We start from the raw sequence: 22,646 nt of genomic DNA on the forward strand, positions 1-22,646 counted from the left end.
AAGTTTCAGTTTTCAAGCAATGGCTCAGGAAAAGGAGCAAACCAAGGATAGTGCAACTATCTATAACAGAATTGAACGATACTCAGAAAAAAGAAAATTCACCAAAAAACTTCATAAATTAATTTTCAGGTCAAATAAGAAAAAACCACCTAAAGTAGTACAAAAGAGCAAGAGAGACTACAAAAACCTGGAAGGAAAAGTAATTAGAAATATTGTTATCAACACAAAGGATCCTTTTGGTTTTTCTTTTAAAGATTCTACTGAAACCGCAAATAGCTGGCTGGAAAAAACCGGGAATCAAGTTCATATAAAATCCAAAAAATTTGCTATTCGAAATTTTCTACTCCTTGATGAAAATGAAACCCTGGATACACTTTTACTAGACGAATCTGCACGTTTACTACGTTCTCAAAAATATATAAGAGAAGTTGAAATTACCGCTCATCCCGTTAAAAAATCAGATTCGGTAGATGTTCGGGTAACCGTATTAGATTCCTGGAGTCTTAATCCTCAAGGAGCATTCTCTACTTCAGAGAACAAACTTACTTTAAAAGAATATAATATAGTAGGTACAGGTCACCAGGTCAATTTTAGTTTTGCAAATAGATTAGATGATGGTAAGAATGCGTATTATGCTGAATATAGAATTCCCAATTTCAAAAATACTTTTATAAAAGCTGCAGTAAGATATAAAAGCAACTTTAATGAATTTTACAACAAAAGTGTATTTATAGAAAGAGAGTTCTATTCTCCTTTCACACGCTGGGCTGCCGGTATATATGTAGATGAGCAATACAGGGAAGAAGAACTTTTAGATCCCAAGCAGGAATATGTTGCCCAGAATTTCAAATACATATCCCAGGACTATTGGGTTGGTCACTCCTACCCCCTATTTAAAGGAAATTCTGAAAAAAAACGTAGCACTAATCTTATTACCAGCATTGGTTTTTTAGATGTGAATTATAAAGAATCGCCCAATGCGATTTATGATAGCATTAATTTTTTCGCTGACGAAACAAGCTACCTGGGAACTGTAGGCATTTCATCGAGGCAATTCGTTCAGGATAATTTTATTTTTAATGATGGTATCACGGAAGATGTCCCTGTAGGAAGAATTTATGCCCTAACAGGGGGATTTCAAAGTAAAAATCAGAATAGTAGATTGTATTTGGGCGCCAGAGCTTCTTTTGGAAATTATTTCAACTGGGGTTATATAAGTAGCAATTTTGAAATAGGAAGCTATTTTAATGGCTCAAAAACTGAACAAACCGCCTACTCTTTTCAGGCTAATTATTTTACAAACCTCATAGACCTTGGAGAAAGATGGAAAATGCGACAGTTTGTAAAACCACAATTCATTATAGGAGTTAATAGAAAGAATTCTATAGGTGACCGATTAAGTATAGACCAGAATAATCGATTTAACGGCATTTATGGAAGTGATTACCGAAGAACTACAGGTGCTCGAATCGCTGGATTTAATAGTGATTTGACGGGAACCGAAAAATATGTACTGGAGTTACAAACCCAGTTTTATGCTCCCTGGGAAATCCTGGGATTTCGGTTAAACCCATTTCTAAATTATACCGGTGCCGTCATAAAAGACACGAATCCTGGTAGTAATAATTTATTTTCGTCATTTGGTGTAGGCTTTATTATTAGAAATAATTATTTGGTATTTGATAATTTCCAATTGTCTTTTTCATTTTTCCCAGAAATTCCAGGACAGGGATTCAACCTTTTTAAAACAAATGCTTTTGAAACGGAGGATTTTGGATTTCAGGATTTACAGTTGGGAAAACCTAGAACTATTTTGTTCAATTAAGCCTTCCAAAAAGAAATTCGCTTGAGCATCCAGATTCTTAGAAACCACCCTTACTCAACCAGATAATATTCAATTTCAAAAGTTTACTCACCTATAACCCTAACATTGTCCAAATCATAGGTGGTCGTCTTATCGAATGTAGAGCCGAGATATCTAAAACCTACCCATACTTTATCCTCAAGACAGGAAATGTTTATTTTGGAATTTTTAAATATCCTGGAATTAGAACTGGAAGGTCCCAATGGAATATTTGCATCTAATTCAATCCATTCTGTGGTTCTTGGATCGCCGGTGAAATCCTGAGTGATGTAAACTTCTAATATTAATCCTTTATCATAGGATGATAGAATATCAAAGCTTAGTGTCTCATTCATCGAATTACTTAAATCCAACGCAGGGGTAACTAGCCAGGCTTCTAACGGACTTTCATTGGTATTGTAAGCCGAAACACGTAAAACTCTATTTCCCGCAGATAATGTTGGGGTAAACTTCTTTTCTCCACCGCTTACATTAATATTGGTCCAGCCTCTTGAATTTAAAGTGGTATTAGAAGTAACTCCGTCAAAATTCTCTTCAAATAAAATTTTTGAGCCATCAGTAAAACTATCACCACAACCCAGATATTCTGTATCACATCTATCACCACTCATATCAAGGGCATCGGGAGCATTTAAAACGATGACGTAATGTTCATCATAAAAATCACGCGTCAGAATTCCTTCAATACTACCCGAACCGTTTGGGATAAGAAGCGATTTGAAATTTGAATAAGTGCTGGTACTCATTAAAACTGTTTCACCGGTTTCGCAATTTTCTAATTGTCGTTCTCCGTCGTATTGATCTGCAGGATTTGATGCAAAAGAAAAAACCTGCTCTTCTTTTATCAAATTTCTATCAAATTGGACATCCTGAATGCTAACATATAGATTCTTTAATTCGGGATTAAAATCTGAAATTTCAATATTTAAGGGTTCAATTTCTTTAGTAATTTCAGATCTTATAATATGATCGTCGATCAAAGAATTTGGGATGGGCACCACATCTCCTAAATTTTGAATTCCAAGTTGTAAAACTCCATTATTATACCATAGACTCAATCCGTCTAGTTTCACATAGATCTTCCTTCCCAGATTATAGGTATCAAAAAGCGAATTATGATCTAACAGGAGGTGTATTCCAGAAGTTGGATTTGATGGTTTATCCTGAACGATCAATTCTTTATAAAAATTCCCGCCGGCATCATTGGAAATCACATAGGCTTCAAACCAGGTATCCGTTTCCCGGAACGTATAAATAGCTTCCGTCTCAAAATTAAAATTACCTTTTACAGCGGCAATGCTTGTAATATCTCCTTCGATCTCAATTTCCGAAATCTCCAGATCTGGTAACTCAAAATCATCTGTTTGTATACAACCCAAAATTGTTGAAATTGCCAATACGCTCAAAATTTTAATATACTTCATTTCCTATCGATTAAAACCTTAAATAAACATTTGCAAAAAAGGTGGTTCCCTGGCCGTACCAGTATTTGTTTGAAAAAAGAGGTGACTCACGATCAAGGTCTTCTTTCAAGCTTCTGAAATTTGAATTCCTGGCTTGTTCATAACCTCCGCTTTTGTAAAAAGTGTCGAAAATATTACTCAGACTTATAAAAGTCCCGAGGTATTTATCCTTAATACGCCAGGACTTGCCGCCCACCATATTTGTCAGGAAATAATCGTCAAATTTCTCTTGTCTTAAAATTTCTGATGCTATTTCAGGATTATAATCCAGTAAAGGAAGCCCGTCATAATCCTGTTGAAAATTCACAGTTCTGGTAAGCGGATTTATATCTACAAATCCGTTGGCAAAATAATTGAGCGTGATCCCAAACCACCAGAAATCCGGATCGCGATATTCAAATCCAATCTGTGCAGCAGTTTGGGGTCCGCCGGGTAAATGATAATTTTTGAGGTTCGCTTTACCATAGTCCAGAGATCCCTGAAAAGAAGCAGAATTTAAAGATAGTTCTGGATTATTGGCGTAGATATATTCTCCTATAGCTATGGCAGATTTCAGTTTTATAGTAGAAGTAATCTGGGATTCCACTCCCACTTCCAGACCATAATATTTTTTATCCATCCGGCTAAGAACTTCCTGAACGAAAGCCGTTGTATTTTCTCTTTCCAGTCCCGAAAGCCCATCCGCATAATAATAGGAGATTTCTGTCACATCTTTAATTTCAGAAATATATCCGGTAAGCCGAAAATTGAGAAATGAAGCCCTATATCTATAGGAAATATCTCCGGTAAGAATCTTTTCGCTCGCCATATTATCGACTAAAAAATTATTCTGTCTTGGATTTATAAAGGCATTTCTAAACCCGGGAGCTTTTGTCAAGTAACCTGTGTTAATTTCAAGATTCTGCCGGCCCGAAAATTTATAGGTCGCACCAGACTTTATTCCGAAGTTCAAAAATTCAGGAATTTCACTTGCACCAAGCGAATTCTCAGAGAAAATCCCGTTCTGATATTTTCCAGTTCTTTGATAATTTATTCTTTCTAAATTCCCTGCCAGATAAAGTTCTGTCCGTTTCGAAATCCATTGTAACTGACTAAAAAATTCGGTTTCTTCCGCATTAATCTCATAATTGTATTTATACCTATCTCCTTCAGCAACAAGTCTGTTTAAATTCTTCAGGTCACTTTGTGCTGATAATCCACTTATTTCGCCGGGGTTATCCTGAACAAAAACATCGATATCTAAAAATTGTTCTCCTCCCAAAAGATCTTTAATCCTCGCAAAATTTCCGCTTTTCAGGTTTTGATACCTAACTGCAGAAGTCAGTTTTAAGTTATCGTATAGGTTCCAATCCAGGTTAGAATTAAATGAAAATTGAGTATCATTATTTACATCTTCAGAAAGTGCATAGATAGAATTCTGAGAGTTTACCGTGTTTGCCTGATAAAGAGATTTCCAATCTAGCTGGCCATCAGCAATAATTTCATTCCGGGATCTATAAGACGCTTCATAATTTTGACCATTCTCAAATCTTAAAAAATATGAAGGCAGTTTTTGATAATAGGAAGGATCTGGATTTGCACCACCTCCAATAAAACTATGCTGACCATTAGCAATATTTAAGCGGGTTCCTCCGTAATCGATTCTGGAATTTGAAATTTCTCCAAACTGATATGAAATACTACTATTCAGTTTAGTTTTTTCAGAAACACTCCAGAAGTGGTTGAGCATTAAAACAGGCTCTTTGACTTCTCGCAATCTGGCATTTCGAATTTCGCCATCCTGAATACCCCAGTAAGGATTATATGTTCTGCCTTTTAAATCAAGTACTTCTTCAGTAATAGCAGCAGAACGGCCTCGAATATTAGGAGTATAGATTCCACTAAAATTAAGAGAATGCTTTTCCCCCAGTTTCTTTTCTATGGAAACAAAAAATGAATTTGCATCATACACCGTCCCGTCTATATATCCTTCCTCAGCAAATCTTCTTCCTAAAGAAACTGCATAATACCAGTCATTTCTCTCCTCTCCAGAAGCATATGTAGCCATGATTCTTCCCGTATAACTTCGATTTGAGCCGGCCAACGAAATCCTTCCTCCTTTTTGATATTTTGAAGCACGCATAATGATATTGGTCGTACCTCCCAGCCCGCCAAATTGAAAATCATTCGCTGAAATCCCATTAGAAAACACCTGATTGCGCTGCACATCATTTAGACCGCCCCAATTAGCCCATTGTGGCCTGCCATCAAGCATTTTATTCATTTCAAGACCGTTTATGAGGATCTTTCCATATTCTGACCCCAGACCTCTGGGACGAAAAAAAGTCTGACTAAAATCAAAGGCAGCGGCATTCAGGAAGACATCTCGAGTGGATTGCAGGATCCCAGCGATGTTATCAAACTCACTTTCATCGGAAAGCAGTTCTGCATCAGAAAGGCTGATCGTATTTTGATGAATTTGTTCAAAAGCGGGATCTGGTTGTAAGAGAATAATTTCCATCAGTTTATCTTCAGAAGAAATACTAATAGGAATCCGTTTAAGAAGATAGCCGGATTTGTCAATTTTGAGAATATATTCTCCTGGAGCAATATCATTCAGCTCCAGGCGGAATTCTCCGTTAGATTTTGAAAATGTTTCTGCAAAAAGACTTTCGATTGAAACTTTTACCTGTGGTAAGGGCACTTCGGTAAAGGCATCTGCAAATTTACCGCCTAAGGTAATTTGCTGGGAATTCATGGACGTGCCTAAAAGCATAGCCATGAAGACCAAAATAACCTTTATATACATTTAATTGCCCCAAAATAAATTTTAAATATTCTATCGGTTAAATATATAATAAACTTATATTCAATGCTTTAAAAAAAGTGTTTATTTTTAAAAGTCGTGTAAAATAAATTTAAATGAATTATAATAGTTTTCTATTAGTGAGCATGTACCTGCTCTTTCAACCAATTTTTAGTCAGGAAAAAAAGGATTATGAAATTCAAACGATTGCCTTTTATAATGTAGAAAATCTATTTGATACTGAAGATGACCCAGATACATTTGATGATGATAGAACAGCGAACGGAAAAGACGCCTGGAATTTTGAAAAATACAAACAGAAAATTGAGCATATTAGTCAGGTGCTTTCTGAAATTGGTAAAGAAGTAACAAAAACACCCCCGTCTATTATTGGTCTTTGCGAAATTGAAAACAAAGCGGTTTTAGAAGGTCTGGTTAGTCATCCAAATTTAAAAGATTACCATTACGGGATTGTTCATTATGATTCTCCGGACGAAAGAGGGATTGACGTGGCATTGCTTTATAGAAAAGAACACTTTCAGCCTATAAATAGCAAAGCCAGAAAATTGATTCTTTACGAAAGTGATAATCCCGGTAAACGAGATTACACTCGAGACCAGCTAGTTGTTTCAGGCCTTTTAAATAAGGAAGAAATTCATTTTATTGTAAATCACTGGCCTTCCCGTGGTGGTGGCGAAGCCCGCAGTGCGTATAAAAGGGAGAAAGCTGCTTATTTGAATAAAAGAATTATTGATTCGCTGATTAAAATAAATCCCGAAGCCAAGATCATCTCTATGGGAGATTTTAATGATGATCCCACCAATAAAAGTTTTAAAAAAATCCTGAATACAAAGCCAACTAAAAAAGAATTATTACCTACTGATCTTTATAATCCCATGGAAAATATGTTGAAACAGGGAAAAGGAAGTCTCGCATATAGAGATTCCTGGAATCTGTTCGATCAAATGTTCATGACAGGGAATTTAGTACTGGGAAATGATACTGGATTTCAATTTTATCAAGCCGGGATTTTCAATAAGCCTTATCTAATTACTACAGCGGGACAATTTAGAGGTTATCCGTCTCGAACCTACGGGTATTCCGGTTACGAAGGCGGATACAGTGATCACTTTCCTGTTTATATTTATTTGATAAGAGATTTAAATTCTAAATAAAAAAGCTTCAGAAAAATCCGAAGCTTTTTGAAAGTTATAGTTGTCCCGTTAAGCCTGCAAAGTGTAATTACTAAGTAGGTTAGTGTCATTTCGACAAAGCATAGCGAAGGAAAATCTCATGATTAATTCTAACTCGAACGCGATCTCTCCCGTCGGTCGAGATGACATTCAGTCTATAACCAAAACCCATCAAAGTAGTTCACTACGAACAAAATGAAGTAAACTCTAGTAGGGTGTTCCATCGACTACTGACCACTTCGCTTCATTTATAGCGATACACGGAGCCAAAATTTTCATATTCAAAAGAGATAACATTTCGACTGCGCTCAATGTGACGTACTTATTTTATTATTAGTTTAACCAGGCGCTCCATGGAATTCTTGTAAGTACTACCACGAATGCTAAACCATAAAAAATAGCCAGCATCTTAAATTTAGGTCTGGAAGTAAGTTTCTTTTTATGTTTTGAATATCCAATTGTAATTAAAACAATTGCAAGAATCATCATTAGAGGATGCTCTATTAGATATAATCTTAGCGCAGGGCTACTCATCGCTTCTCCCATTCCACCATCAAATCGAGCTAAATTCTGTGGGGTAAGATATAATACAATCCCTATTAATAGTTGAATATGAGAAACAATTAGTGTGAAAAGCGCTATCCTAAAATTAGTAGCTGAATATTCTTTATTAGCGGCAAATCCAATAATACCATTAAAACTTGCAATTAAGAGCATAAAAAGCACCAGATAGGCCCAATAAGAGTGTATAAACTGAATAGTATCGTACATAATATAGATTTTGGTTAAAGATAAAATAATTGCATAAAAAACGCCCCGAAATATCGGGGCGTTCTAATATAAAATTATTCGGTTCTAGAAACGGAAAGCTACACTAGCATTCCAGGTTCTTCCCCATCCAAAGAATACGTTGTTACGAACGTTAATTCCATCATAAGTAGTGTCGTCTGGACCAGCCAATCTGTTTGTATTAGATTCAGATATGTAAATATTATCTGTTACGTTATTAACGTTTACTCTAAAGCTCAATCTATTTTCTCCAAGATCAAGACCATAAGAGGCTCCAAGATCTAAAAGACCGAAAGAAGGAAGCTCAAAAACATCAAAATCTGGATTATTCAGTGCATCAGTAGCATCGTAATCTGCATAAAGATTATCTGCATATCTGTATGTAGCATCTACACTAAGATTATCAACGATCTGGTAATCTACACCTGCACTCGCAGTAAACTGCGCTGCATTTCCAACTTTAACACCATCCAGGTTAAGAACAGCCTGTTCAACCCCAGAAATTGGATTCTGGTTATCATCGAAATATGTCGCGGTTACATCATCCTTATACTCCCAATCACCTAAGGAAAGCATTGCATTCCATTTGAATTTATTTGATACTCTACCATAGAAATCAAACTCGATACCCTTATGTACCTGGGTAATACCTAACAAGTTTGCACTTCCTCGTATTTCTTCCGGAGTATCTCTAAAGAAAGTTGCAGATTCGCTTTCAAATCTATCTGCCCAGGAAGTTCTGTAGATATTTACGTTTGCATTGAAAAACTGAGAACGGAAACCGTACCCTAATTCAAGACCAAATACTTGTTCGTTGGTAAGATTTGGATTTAGAGTATTTCCGAAGTTTACATATACTGCATCAAATAATGGTTGTTTAGAATAGTACCCAACATTACCAAATACGTTATGATTCTCGTCAATATTAAAGTTCATTCCCCCTTTAATATTTCCGCCTAAGATATTCTCCCAGTCAGTTTCCTGATTTCCTGGAGCTTCACCAAAATATTCAACTCTTTTGAAGCCCTGATTAGAAATAGACCCCTGTACAAAAGCAGAAATCTGATCTCCAACATATTCTAATTGACCAAATGCTCCAGCCCATCTTACAAGACCTTCGTTATAGTAGTCAATTTTCTCCTCATCATCGATATTGCTAAATACGTTTAAAGCATTCCCTGCTGTTGGCTCGTAAGTTTCAGATAAAAATCGGTTAGGATTATTATCATCTGCATTAGAAACATAGATATCAGCTCCCATTAGATCTACTAATCTACGATAATGGAATCCTTTATAAGATCTTAAATCAGCTCCAAAATCTAAAGTAATTTGATCTGTTACTTCAGTTTCGAAATTAGTGATAATACCAAACCAGTTATGAGAGTTTACAGAAGAACGCTGAGAAATTCCATTTTCTCCTGAACGATCTCCGTTACCAGTATTTACAAAATCTCCCTGAAATTGTCCATCACCTGAATAAGGTTGTCTAGGATCTCCAAAAGCTGGAACATTTGCACCTGAATTCCAGGCAAAAATATCATCAATAGGAAGTAATCCGTCTTCAGTTTTTGGTAATGCAAAAGATTGTGATCCATTAATTCTACCAATAGCTCCTATAGAACCTCCACGGCCGAAAGAAGCATATGCAGAAGTAGATAATTTAGAAATACTACTAAGATCCCAATCCCAGCTTAATGAGATTACAGGTTTGTGATAGAAGTTTCCAGAAAAAGTAAACTCTTCTCCATTTCTATATCCAAAATCAGGATTATACTTTTCATTTGGCTCTCCATCTTCTCCATATTCCAAATAGCTTTCTAAGCTTGTGAAAAATCCTCTTTGGTTGTGTTGCTGCGGAGCACCTGTTAGCATGAAGTTGAAATCATGATTTTCGTTTGCCCTGTAACCAACACCAATATAATAGTTATAACCTTCAAACTCGGTTCCATTCACGTAACCATCTCCTGAAGTTCTGCTTAAAAGGAAAGATGCAGACAAACCATTATCATTTAGACCTGTGTTGTAAGACGCTAATGTTTTTATATAACCATCGTTACCAACACCTGCTTTTACCAAACCTCCTTCAGACATTTGAGACGAACGGGTTACCACGTTAATAGTACCCCCAACTGAAGAAACAGCAAGTTTAGAAGAACCTAAACCACGTTGTACCTGGATTGCTGTAGTAACATCACTAAGACCAGCCCAGTTACTCCAGTAAACCTGTCCGTTTTCCATATCATTAACTGGAATACCGTTAATCATTACAGCAGAGTTTTGAGTATCAAAACCACGAATGGTAATACGTGCATCTCCAAAACCACCACCTTGCTTAGTAGCATAGATAGAAGGTGTTGTATTAAGAATCTCAGGAAATTCCTGGTTTCCTAATTTCTCCTGAATTTCTGCCGCTCTAATAGTTGAAACAGCTACCGGAGTTTGACGATCTTTTGCTAAATCTGCAACTCCTGTAATTACAACTTCAGAAAGTGCGTTTGCATCTGGATTCAAAACTATCTGACCCAAATCCTGAGTTTGACCGTTTGAAACATTGAATTTAACAGTTTTAGGCTCGTAACCTACGAAGCTAATTCTAATTTGACCTGTAGCATCTTCTACATTCAGGCTGAAGTTACCGTCAAAATCGGTCATTGCACCTTGTTGAGTACCTACCACCTTAACATTTGCACCGGGTAGCGGTCCATCCATTTCAGAATCCATTACAGTACCGGTAACAGTTCCTTGAGCAAAAATTGTAGCAGACGCAAATAACATCGCTAACAGTAATAATTTCCTCATTTGTTTTAATTGTTTGAGTTTGATTAAAAAATTCGTGGCAAAAAAAGCTATTTCCTACACATTAAAGATTATCTGAATGTTAAGATTTTTAACTTTAACATTTTGCCGGTACAAATCTACATATAAAAAGAAAGTGCCTGATTTCAGGCACTTTATATCTACTAACATCTTTTCAACAATCTGTTCGTCATTAACTCATATAAAATTTTAGCAATTTTTTAGTAGAAGAATCGTGGTTATCTGTTGTTTTAGATGAGAATTCCGCAAGAATTTTGTTAGCAAGTTGCTTACCTAATTCTACTCCCCACTGGTCGTAACTAAATATGTTCCAGATCACTCCCTGTACAAAAATCTTATGCTCATAAAGCGCTATAAGTTTACCCATACTCTCTGGAGTTAATTTTTCTATTAAAATGGTATTTGTAGGATTGTTGCCTTCAAAAACTTTAAATGCTTTGATCCTGTCTATTTCTTCCTGACTAAAAGCTTTAGATTTTAATTCCCCTTCTACTTCCTGTTCTGTCTTCCCATTTAAAAGAGCTTCAGTTTGCGCAAAATAATTCGCCATCAGTTTATCCTGATGATCTTTATCTTCAAAAAGTGAATGTTTAAATCCAATAAAATCTGTAGGAATTAATTTTGTTCCCTGGTGAATTAGCTGGAAAAATGCATGTTGTGAATTAGTTCCCGGCTCACCCCAGATAATGGTTCCCGTTTGATAATCTACTTTTTCGCCATTTCTATCTACACTCTTTCCATTACTTTCCATAATGGCCTGCTGAAGATATGACGGGAATTTATCTAAATATTGAGAATATGGAATTACTGCTTCACTTTCAGCTTTAAAAAAATTATTGTACCAGATACTAATTAGTGCAAGCTGTACCGGTAGATTTTCTTCGAATGAAGTCTCTTTAAAATGATCATCCATTTTGCGAGCACCATCTAATAAAGATTCAAAATTTTCATATCCAATTGCCAGGCTTATAGAAAGACCTACCGCACTCCACAAGGAGAAACGCCCTCCAACCCAATCCCACATCGGGAAAATATTTTTTACATCTATTCCAAAATCCTCAACCTGTTGCAGGTTGGTAGAAACCGCTACAAAATGTTTGGAAACTTCCTTTTGTGGAGCCGACTTTAAGAACCATTCCCTAACCGTAGTGGCGTTGCTAAGCGTTTCCATGGTTGTAAATGTCTTGGAAACAATTAAAAACAAAGTAGTTTCAGGATTTAAATCTTTTATAGTTTCATGAACATGATCTCCATCTACATTGGAGATAAAATGAACCTTCAGGTGGTTTTTATAAAACTCAAGGCTTTCAGTGACCATTACCGGCCCAAGATCTGAACCACCAATCCCAATATTTACTATATCGGTAAATGCTTTTCCTGTATATCCTTTTTGAGTTCCGTCTATAATATCATTACTAAAATCCCTTATTTTGGCTTTTACCTCCTGAACTTCCGGCACTACATTTTTATTAGATACTTTTATATCAGCATCTTTATTAGCTCTTAAAGCTGTGTGTAATACAGGACGATTTTCAGTTTGATTGATAGCTTCTCCACCAAAATAGCTATTAATAGCATCCTTTAAATGGCATTCTTCAGCAAGCTGAAGCAATAATGCGCGTGTATCTTCAGTAATTCTATTTTTACTGTAATCAACATAAAAATCTTCCCACTGGATCGTAAATTTTTCCGAACGCTTTTCATCATTATTGAACATATCTTTCATATGCTCATTTTTGATCTCTTTATAATGATCTTCTAACTCCTTCCAGGCTTTCGTTGTGGTTGGATTTATATTCTTCATTTAAATATTTTTATAGGGAATTTGTTCGAGTTCATCTCTTAAAGGTTCTATGTATGCGAAATATTCTTCCTTAAGTTCATCTTCTATATGTTTTGCAGATGGTAAATTTTGACGAAAAGGATCTACCTGTCTTCCATGCACCCAGAAACGGTAGCAAACATGAGGTCCAGTAGCCAGGCCGGTACTTCCAACATATCCAATCACATCACCCTGCTTAACGGTTTGCCCATTTCTTACGTTTCTCCTGGTCATGTGCAGGTACTGCGTAGTGTATTTACCGTTATGACGCACTTTTACATAATTCCCATTTCCTGAAGTATAGGATGAAGCGATCACGGTTCCATTGGCTGTACTAACGATTGGGGTCCCATGAGGAGCAGCATAATCTGTTCCCAGGTGAGCTTTCCATCTTTTTTGAACAGGATGAAAACGTCTTTTAGAAAATCTTGAAGAAATTCTGGAATAATCTAAAGGAGCCTTCAGAAAAAAGCTTTGCAAAGCTTTTGCTTCTTCATCATAGAAGTTGGCTTTACCCGTAATAGTATCATTAAGATATCTAAAGGCATAAAAAGGTTCATCGGAATGCTTAAAAACGGCGGCATCTACTTTTTCTATTCCAGCAAAAATAGTGTCATCAATATACTTCTCCTGATAGACCATTTTAAACTGATCTCCTTTCTGAAGTTTAAAGAAATCTATGCTCCACTGATAAATATTTGATAGTTCATACACCAGCAAATTACTTAATCCCTGGGCCTGCATAGCCTCCGAAAGTGATGAAGTAATTACGCCGGAAACCTCTCGCTTTTTAATAGTAACAGGTCTTTTCTTCTTTTCAGCATAAATACTGTCCCCCAGTGCTACTACGGTATAGTTGATCTTATCGTTTTCGTAGATAAAATACTGGGCGGTTTTTGCTGAATCTTTTGCTTTTAGGATCATATACTTCTTTCCAGCAGTAATTCGCGCTGGATTAAAACTATCCTTTACTTTATTGGAGATTTCAAACACTTTGCCGTGTCCTACTCCGTTTTGATCCATAATGAACCCAAAGCTATCTCCAGACTCAATCGTATCTTTTATTACCTCAAAATCATTAAGTACAAAACCATACTCCTTCTCAACAGGAGGTAATTTTTCTACTTTAACTTTTTTGACAGCCTGGTCTTTTTCCTCATCATTGCAAGCAACAAATGCCAGCATCAACATTAACAGTAAGCCTAATTTCTTCAATTTCTTTACTTTTTATTTTTCTGTATTAAAAGTATGATCAACCCATTGTTTTCCCCAGTTCTCCTGTTCTTCCCTGCTCCATAAATTTGGAAAGAAAGATACTTTTTGAAAACTTGGTGGCAGGAACTTTTTCCAGTTAGTCCCACCTGTGGCTTTTATGGTTGTTTTGTCTTTACTAAGATAGCGATAAGCCGCACCCATATGCATTAACAACCAATTGATGTTCACATTCACATCCAGATTTCTCATAGCCTGAATGAGATCTTCATTATTTTTATCATCCTCATGCATTTGCAGATAACGATGATAAATGGTGTTTTCATGTACATCATTCGCAATTCTTAAAAACCGGGGGGTATATCTTTTTTCGAATTGTCTTAAAGTGAGCGTTTTTTCTCCCGTTTCCAAATCTATCCCACCTTTCTTCCAGTATATATTCTCATATAATTCTTCTGGACTATTTTCTGCGGAAAAGTTTTTCCGAATCTCAGGCGAAACCAGATGTTCTAAGGGAGTTGCATACAATTCGATCATTCTGAATTGTGCTGACTGAAATCCGCTGGCAGGCAATAATGCCATTCTGAATTTCAGAAACTGCTCTCTCTCCATCCCTTTGATCATTACATCAAAAGAATCTATAAGTATTCTAAAATAGCGGTTTATCCTGTTAAGCTTTTCAATAAAAAAGGACGCCGTTAGCGTCGTAGTCTCTATGATCTGCTTTTGCTCATGGATAATAAGCTTGAAATATAGTTCTGTGATTTGATGATATGAAATGAAGATCATCTCATCTGGAAAGTGCGTATTTGTTTTTTGTAAACTTAGTAGCGTATCTACCTCTATATAATCCCAATAGGATAAGTAGCGATCGTAAAGCAGACCATCCAGGTAGGACCCCATATCCTGTCCCGAATTCTTAAACTTTTCTTCAAGCTTTAAAATTCGTTCCGCGATTTCGGGTTTTATTTCCATATTTAATTCATTATGATGCTAAATTGATGCTTCAATCCTTTATATGCCTCAAGATCTGCATCTAAAGATCCAACAGCAAGATCTGCTTCAATTTTTACAGGAATCTTATTTTTATCATCACTTATCCAAAAAGTAAGACTTTCTTTCTCCTTAAATACACGCCCTGCAAGAACATAGGGTCTAAATTTTAAGGTAGCCACCTTTCCAAATTTGGTCTTGACAATCTCTCTTCCCAGGAAAACAAGTTTAAAATCAAGGTTTTCATCATCGATGAACATATTTACCTTCATTTCATCACCCGGTTTAAGCTCCTCACCGTTAATTTGGTTGCGAATATAATAAAATGATGATAACATATCGTGCACATTATTGGGCACAGAATAAGATTTTTTCTCGCTGTTTTTTTTATTTAAAACATGAGCCTTGTTATTGCTATGATCAAAATCTATTTCAAGATTTTTAGTATATCCACCCTCATTAATATTTCTTATGAATTTGTAAGGTTTTCCCGTCCTCTTATCAATATAGGTCTGATAATCATCATCCACCTTAAAAAACAAACCTAAGAAACCAGTTGATTTTCCACGACCTTTGATATGATAAACAGGGGTATTATTAATAATGGCATCATCAACCTCTAATGTAGCATAGCTGGCGTTGAACATACCATAATGTATTCTGAATTTGAACCATTCACCAGAATCAAATGCTTTTTGAGAAAAAAGCTGGGTTGAAGCGGTTAAACAAAAGAGAAGGGTAATTGCAAAAAATCTTTTCATAATGATTGTCCTAATATTATAGTATTTACAAGCCTACTAGGCTGATTACAATTACTATTCCAAAAGTATTAAAACAAAAAACCCCATCAAATTAATGACGGGGAATTTTATCTTATTAACCAACTAAAACTTAAATTATGAAAAAAAATTAAATAATTTCTGGTAACCACTCCAGAAATGCGGTGCAAAAGTCTTGTATTTCTACCTTACTCACAAACCGCTGAAAAACTTTAACTTATAAATTATGTGATTATCAAAAATTTGTTTTCCCAGCTTAAATTTTAGCAGTTTTTTAATCTTAATTTAATGTACCTCTCAAATCCTGCTCTCTCTCAATTGCCTCAAAAAGAGCCTTAAAGTTCCCTTTTCCAAAAGATTGAGCTCCTTTTCTCTGAATAATCTCAAAGAACATTGTTGGCCTGTCTAAAACAGGTTTGGTGAAGATTTGAAGTAAATAACCTTCATCGTCTCTATCTACAAGAACACCAAGTTCCTTTAATGGCTCAAGCTCTTCGTCAATTTCTCCAACTCTATCCAGAAGATCATCGTAATATGTTTCTGGAACATATAAAAATTCTACTCCTCTGTCTCTTAACTGAGTTACCGTTTCAATTATATTATCTGTGGCTAAGGCAATATGCTGCACCCCGGCACCATTATAAAAATCTATATATTCCTCAATTTGAGATTTCTTTTTCCCTTCCGCAGGTTCATTAATAGGGAATTTAATTCTACCATTCCCATTACTCATCACCTTACTCATGAGAGCGGTATAGTCTGTAGAAATATCCTTATCATCAAATGATACTAATTGAGCAAATCCCATCACTTTTCCGTAGAATTCTACCCATTTGTCCATTTCATTCCAACCAACATTCCCGACCATATGGTCAATGAATTTCAATCCTGTATCAGGAGATTTTGACTTTGTAGTATAAGTTCTATATCCAGGTAGAAAAGGACCTTCATATTCTCCTCTTTCCACAAATAAGTGAATAGTTTCACCATAAGTATGAATTCCAGAAATCACCGCTTTTCCATTATCGTCTTCCAGCTCGTAAGGCTCTACGTAAGATTTAGCTCCTCTTTTTGTAGTTTCTTCGTAACTTTTTCTAGCATCATCTACCCAGAGTGCTACGAATTTTACACCATCTCCATGTTTATTTATATGCTCATTAATGCTTCCATCCGGATGCAGTGGTGAAGTAAGAACTATTCTAATCTTCCCTTGTTGCATAACATAAGAAACACTGTCTTTTTTTCCAGTTTCCAGCCCTGCATAAGCTACAGGTTGAAAACCCCATGCATGCTGATAATAATATGCAGCTTGCTTAGCATTCCCTACATATATTTCAACGAAGTCTGTCCCCAGAATAGGCAGAAAATCTTCTGCTTCCGGAATTACTTTTTCTAAATTTAATGATGTGTTATCTGTCGACATTTTGTTTATTTTTTTAGGATTATTGATATTTTAAAAATTTGAATATTCATTTCAAATTTTCACCACATCGCTCTGTCCTGTGCTGATAAATCTTCTTTCATTTTAATGATCTCCGTCTTCCAACCATGATTTATGGTAGGTTTCATCGGCAATTTCCATCGCATCTTCCGTAAGCTTTAAGGGCTTAAATGTATCTACCATTACCGCCAGCTCTTCTGTCTCCACCTGACCAATACTTCGCTCTACGGCTCCGGGGTGCGGACCATGAGGAATACCTGCCGGGTGTAACGAAATATGTCCTGCCTCGATATCGTTTCTACTCATAAAATCACCATCTACATAATATAATACCTCATCGCTATCAATATTACTATGGCTATAAGGTGCCGGAATACTTTCCGGGTGATAATCGTATTTTCTCGGGCAAAAACTACATACTACAAAAGCATCTGTTTCAAAAGTTTGGTGTACCGGTGGTGGCTGATGAATTCTACCAGTGATCGGCTCAAAATCATGAATAGAAAATGCATACGGGTAATTGTACCCATCGTATCCAACTACATCAAAAGGATGCGTTGCATAAACCATGTCAAAAATTTTGCCCTGTTTTTTTATCTTTATTAGAAAATCTCCTTTTTCATCATTGGTTTCCAATTCATGAGGTTGCCTTAGATCTCTTTCACAAAATGGTGAATGCTCTAATAACTGACCAAACCAGTTTCTATATCTTTTTGGTGTATAAATTGGCCTTCTGGATTCCACGATGAACAATCTGTTATCTTCATCATCAAAATCCATTTTATAAATGGTTCCTCTTGGAATCAACAAATAATCCCCATACTTAAAATCTATGTTTCCTAAATGGGTCCTTAGCTTCCCTTCTCCCTTATGAATAAAAATCAATTCATCGGCATCAGAATTCTTATAGAAATAATCTTCCGTAGAACCCTGAGGGGACGCCAGAATTATATCACAGTCTGAATTTGTTAGAACAGGCTTACGGCTCTTCAAATAATCTGGATGCGGAGTAATTTGAAACCCTTTAAATCTATATGATTTCAAATTATTTTCCACAGCAATTTTTGGAGTTACATCATAACTACCCTTAATCTCTTTAACCTGAGTTGGGCGGTGTTCATGATAGAGATTGGAAGACATCCCGTCAAAACCAATGGTACCAAATAATTGTTCGTAGTAAAGACTGCCATCAGGTTTTCTGAAAATCGTATGGCGTTTATGTGGAATTTTACCAAGCTTGTGATAAAAAGGCATAATAAGTTGTTTTTAAATCGATCTAAAATTCACGAATCTTTAAAAGATCGGGAGAAAATCGACTTTATTTTTCGATTTATACAAATATCATGAAAATTTAGCGAAACAATCTTAAAACAAGACTAAAAACAAAAAGCTGAATTGATAAAATATTGGTATTAATGAAAATTTCTTAAAACCAGAAGCCGAGACTAAAGAACCAGTAGCTTTCCTTTATTTCTGGTGAGTAGGTGTACTTCGCTTCCAATGGCCCCATAAAAGTATCAATTCCATAACCAAGAGCATAACCAGTAAAATCTGGTGTGCTAATCCAGTTGCCCGATGTATAAAGCCTGTCTTCCACATTCGCAATATTCACTCCTGCGCTTATGTGGTTTTTCCGGAATATTTGATAATCCACTTCCAGCAAGGCTTTAATATAACTATCTCCAGATAAGCTTAAAAAATCATATCCGTAGAAGGGCTTTATATTATTAATAAAATCGTTCCCATAGCCACCTAAAAAGAAATCCAGTACTTCAGTGCCATCATTCCCTATCTTAAAACCCGTTTCTGTAGAAATTCGAGTTGTAAACTTATTAAATGGAGTCACAGCATACCCAATAGCTCCTTTAGCAATGGAGAATTCAGCAAAATTATTATTGAAATCTGAAGAATATAAATAAAGATGAAAATCGCCGTTAAAGCTCAGTCCCTTTGTAGGAAAGTATTTATTGTCATAGGAGTCGAATTTTAAATACCCAAAGACACTCCCATAATGACTATTATCAAAAATGAATTCATTATTAGTATTGCTCACATCGTTGAAAGTACGGCTGCTTAATTTCAAATACTTATGTTCCAGTCCCGCGCCTATAGAGAACACCTGCTGAAAAAGGGTCTCCACATAAAGCTGATTTGTAAAATCCTTAAAATCTACTTCTAGCTCTCTTATAGACTCAAGTTCGTTTGTCTCTTCTACCTCCCGAATCTTATTAAGATCTATATTTTTATCAAAGGTATTATAGCGGGAATTGATCCCGACACTCCAGTAAAAACCCTTATCCAGGTAGTAGTTGAAGTTATACCTCAAATTATCGCCTACAATAAAATCTATAGAAGCAACATCATTGGAAAAAAGTAAACTCTTGCGGGTTAAATTTACCAGTGCACCACTTTTATACAGTTCATCATAATGCAAACCTAAACGCAAAAGCATTTTATTATCACTTTCCTCAATTTGCATGGCCAGAAGATAATTTCCTTCATCATCTTCAGGAAGCAGTCGATAATTGATCCTTTCAAAATTTCCGGTAGCCGAAAGGTTATTGAGTCCTATACTTAGATCTTCAAAATTATAAGGTTCGTCATAATCTAGCTTCAATTTCCCCTGAACATATGCTCTGGGATAGGTATTATTACCTTCAAGAGTTAGAGCATTAATATTAAAAGCATCTATCTTCTTAATCTGCTTTCGTATATGCGTATCCTCACTTTTTTCAGAAAGCGATTTCAACTCTATAAGTTTTGTAAGTGCGGCTACCCTCCCTGAATCTATGATCGCATTTCCTTCGTCAAAAGACATGACAGAAAAAGGGCTTATATCCGGTTTTATATAAATATCGGTCAATGGTATTTTATCCTTCATATCATTGATCGTTCTAAAATTGCTTATTTGGGTCATTATTTCAAAGACCCCTTTAAGCTTGTCCCTTTTTACGAGACTATCCTGTACATCTACGCCAATCACAATATCTGCTCCCCGTCTTCTCAATTCTTCCACAGGATAATTATTGGCTACCCCTCCATCGGTTAAAAGTTGATCATCTATTTTCAGAGGACTTAAAATTGTTGGAATCGCTCCACTTGCGGAGATCGCTTTTGCCAGGGATCCCTTATCAAGAATGACCTGTTCCCCGGTTTCTACGTTTGCTGCGACACAAAAAAATGGAATTGGCAGCTTACTAAAATCATTTACATCACTAACATGAATAGTAAGCTGGGACATTAGATTATAAATATTTTGCCCCTTAAAAAGGCCTGTGGGAAACGAAATATCAAAATTATCAAAGGGTAGCGTAATGGCATATTTTTCAGAATCTTCCTTTTCATAAAAAGTCTTGGCCCGTCTGGGAAGATTATCCTGGATAAGGATATCAAAATTAGTGCGATCAAAAATGGAATCAAGCTGGTTTGCAGAATAACCAGATGCATACAAACCGCCAATAATAGCCCCCATACTTGTTCCGCCTATATAATCAATTTTAATCCCCTCTTCTTCAAGAACCTTAAGAACACCAATATGCGCCAGGCCTTTTGCTCCACCACCACTTAAAACCAAACCGATTTTAGGCTCAGATTTTTCCTGGCCAAAGCCAGCTAAAGTGAAAGTAAAGAATAAAAGGACTAAAAATTTTTGCATCTATTCTGAATGGTAAAAATTACAAATTATTGCTGCTTTAGCAGATCCCACAACATCGGCCAGTTCTTTCTGCGAAGCTTCTTTTATTCGTTTAAGCGATCTAAAATGTGTAAGCAATTCTACAACCGTTTTCTCCCCTATTCCCTGGATTGATTCCAATTCTGTATTTAGCGCAGTTTTACTTCTTTTATTGCGATGAAAGGTTATCCCGAATCTATGCGCCTCATTTCTTAATTGCTGAATGATTTTTAGCGTTTCAGATTTTTTGTCAAGATATAATGGAATTGAATCTTCTGGATAAAATATCTCTTCCAGTCTTTTGGCAATTCCTATGATCGCGATCTTCCCTCTAAGACCAAGAGTTTCCAGAGCTTTCACCCCGCTAGATAGCTGTCCTTTTCCACCGTCCACAATGATTAGTTCCGGTAAATCTTCGCCTTCATTTAGCAGCCTACGGTATCTTCTAAAAACGACTTCTTCCATAGAAGCAAAGTCATCTGGACCTTCTACGGTCTTGATATTAAATTTACGATAATCTTTTTTACTTGGTTTTCCATTTTTGAAAACAACACAAGCCGCCACCGGATTGGTTCCCTGAATATTCGAATTATCGAAACACTCAATATGCCTGGGTTCTTTCCCAAGCCTTAGATCTTCTTTCATTTGAGCCATCACCCGATTCACATGCCTATCGGGATCTACGATCTTCATTTGCTTAAACCTTTCCTGGCGGAAGTATTTGGCATTTCGTTGAGACAATTCTACGATCTTCTTTTTATCCCCAAGTTTAGGAATGACGATTTTTAATTCTTCTCCCACGTCTACTTTAAATGGAACATAAATTTCTGTTGAATTTGAGCTGAATCGCTGTCTTATTTCAACAATTGCCAATTCCAGCAATTCTCTATCGCTCTCATCAAGCTTCTTTTTCATCTCGATGGTATGTGATCTAATAATAGCTCCATGTGATAACTGAAGAAAATTCACATATCCATAACCCTCATCGCTTACTACCGAAAAGACATCGACATTATTGATCCTTGGATTTACAACTGTGGATTTTGCCTGGTAATTCTCCAGAACGTCGATCTTATTCTTAATACGCTGCGCATCTTCAAATTCCATCTTCTCAGAATGCTGCTTCATCTGATTTCTAAATCGCTGCAGCGAATCCTTGAAATTTCCCTTTACGATCTGCCGGATAGCTTCAATATTATTATTGTACTCTTCTTCCGGCTGAAATCCCTCACAAGGCCCCAGACAATTTCCTAAGTGATACTCTAAACAAACTTTGTATTTCCCATTTCTGATCTTGTCTTCAGCCAGGTCATAATTGCAGGTTCTTAGTTTATAAAGTCCTTTTATAAGATCTAATAAGGTATTTACAGTTTTAAAACTTGTAAACGGGCCGTAATATTCGCTTCCGTCTTTAATTAATCTTCGGGTGGGGAATACTCTGGGAAAGCGTTCATTTTTAATGCATATCCAGGGATAGGTCTTATCGTCCTTCAGCATCACATTAAAACGTGGCTGATGCTTTTTAATAAGGTTATTCTCAAGGAGCAACGCATCGGTTTCAGACGCTACTACGATATGTTTAATTTCACATATCTTCTTTACCATCACTCCTATACGATGGCTATCATGATTCTTATTGAAATATGAAGTGACCCTTTTCTTAAGGTTTTTCGCCTTTCCCACATACAATATTTTTCCGTTCTTATCGAAATATTGATACACTCCCGGGCTATTGGGCAAAGTTTTTAACTGAACTTCCAGAGCAGGTTTTTCCATCACTTCAAATTTAAAACATAATTAAGAGCCAGATAAATT

At 36.1% G+C, this 22,646-nt stretch carries 14 protein-coding genes; 2 read left to right on the plus strand and 12 right to left on the minus strand.

Annotated features, from left to right (window positions below; translation table 11 throughout):
• Positions 1-19 precede the first annotated feature (19 nt).
• Positions 20-1,825, plus strand: a complete 1,806-nt coding sequence (locus tag GFO_RS14875) for a hypothetical protein (RefSeq protein WP_011711005.1) — start codon at positions 20-22, stop codon at positions 1,823-1,825.
• 83 nt (positions 1,826-1,908) lie between these two features.
• On the opposite strand, the gene GFO_RS14880 is transcribed toward GFO_RS14875, so the two are convergent.
• Together GFO_RS14880 and GFO_RS14885 are read right to left on the minus strand one after the other, a co-directional pair.
• Positions 1,909-3,288, minus strand: coding sequence for a DUF5689 domain-containing protein (locus tag GFO_RS14880; protein ID WP_011711006.1), 1,380 nt, complete (start codon positions 3,286-3,288; stop codon positions 1,909-1,911).
• Between the two features lie 10 nt (positions 3,289-3,298).
• On the minus strand, positions 3,299-6,088 hold the full coding sequence (locus tag GFO_RS14885) for a TonB-dependent receptor (RefSeq protein ID WP_229664749.1): 2,790 nt from the start codon (positions 6,086-6,088) through the stop codon (positions 3,299-3,301).
• A gap of 140 nt (positions 6,089-6,228) precedes the next feature.
• Between GFO_RS14885 and GFO_RS14890 the strand changes: the two genes are divergently transcribed.
• A complete protein-coding gene (locus tag GFO_RS14890; RefSeq protein ID WP_011711008.1) occupies positions 6,229-7,287 on the plus strand; it encodes an endonuclease/exonuclease/phosphatase family protein in 1,059 nt (352 codons plus the stop codon).
• Positions 7,288-7,638: 351 nt separating this feature from the next.
• Here the strand turns inward: GFO_RS14890 and GFO_RS14895 are convergent, their stop codons facing one another.
• The 10 genes from GFO_RS14895 to uvrC all read right to left on the minus strand — a co-directional run bounded on the left by GFO_RS14895 (position 7,639) and on the right by uvrC (position 22,607).
• The gene (locus tag GFO_RS14895; RefSeq protein ID WP_011711009.1) at positions 7,639-8,076 is read right to left on the minus strand and encodes a hypothetical protein; all 438 of its coding nucleotides are present in this window, start codon (positions 8,074-8,076) and stop codon (positions 7,639-7,641) included.
• 84 nt (positions 8,077-8,160) lie between these two features.
• Complete coding sequence (locus GFO_RS14900; protein ID WP_011711010.1) at positions 8,161-10,893, minus strand: TonB-dependent receptor; 2,733 nt, start codon at positions 10,891-10,893, stop codon at positions 8,161-8,163.
• Positions 10,894-11,083: 190 nt separating this feature from the next.
• The gene (pgi, locus tag GFO_RS14905; protein WP_011711011.1) at positions 11,084-12,715 is read right to left on the minus strand and encodes a glucose-6-phosphate isomerase; all 1,632 of its coding nucleotides are present in this window, start codon (positions 12,713-12,715) and stop codon (positions 11,084-11,086) included.
• Positions 12,716-13,948: a peptidoglycan DD-metalloendopeptidase family protein gene (locus GFO_RS14910; protein WP_011711012.1), complete on the minus strand. Its 1,233-nt coding sequence runs from the start codon at positions 13,946-13,948 to the stop codon at positions 12,716-12,718.
• A 12-nt stretch (positions 13,949-13,960) separates the two neighbouring features.
• Entirely contained in the window at positions 13,961-14,920 is a 960-nt protein-coding gene (locus GFO_RS14915) for a tryptophan 2,3-dioxygenase family protein (protein ID WP_011711013.1), read from the minus strand.
• 2 nt (positions 14,921-14,922) lie between these two features.
• Positions 14,923-15,699, minus strand: coding sequence for a DUF3108 domain-containing protein (locus tag GFO_RS14920; RefSeq protein ID WP_011711014.1), 777 nt, complete (start codon positions 15,697-15,699; stop codon positions 14,923-14,925).
• 298 nt (positions 15,700-15,997) lie between these two features.
• Positions 15,998-17,140 carry a 4-hydroxyphenylpyruvate dioxygenase gene (gene hppD, locus GFO_RS14925; protein WP_011711015.1) on the minus strand — a complete coding sequence of 381 codons (1,143 nt, stop codon included), beginning with the start codon at positions 17,138-17,140 and terminating at the stop codon, positions 15,998-16,000.
• A 102-nt stretch (positions 17,141-17,242) separates the two neighbouring features.
• The gene (locus GFO_RS14930) at positions 17,243-18,412 is read right to left on the minus strand and encodes a homogentisate 1,2-dioxygenase (protein ID WP_011711016.1); all 1,170 of its coding nucleotides are present in this window, start codon (positions 18,410-18,412) and stop codon (positions 17,243-17,245) included.
• Between the two features lie 172 nt (positions 18,413-18,584).
• Complete coding sequence (locus GFO_RS14935) at positions 18,585-20,813, minus strand: patatin-like phospholipase family protein (RefSeq protein WP_011711017.1); 2,229 nt, start codon at positions 20,811-20,813, stop codon at positions 18,585-18,587.
• Positions 20,814-22,607, minus strand: coding sequence for an excinuclease ABC subunit UvrC (gene uvrC, locus GFO_RS14940; RefSeq protein WP_011711018.1), 1,794 nt, complete (start codon positions 22,605-22,607; stop codon positions 20,814-20,816).
• Positions 22,608-22,646: the final 39 nt, after the last annotated feature.

This window comes from Christiangramia forsetii KT0803 (genome assembly GCF_000060345.1).
In the GTDB taxonomy this organism is placed as follows: domain Bacteria; phylum Bacteroidota; class Bacteroidia; order Flavobacteriales; family Flavobacteriaceae; genus Christiangramia; species Christiangramia forsetii.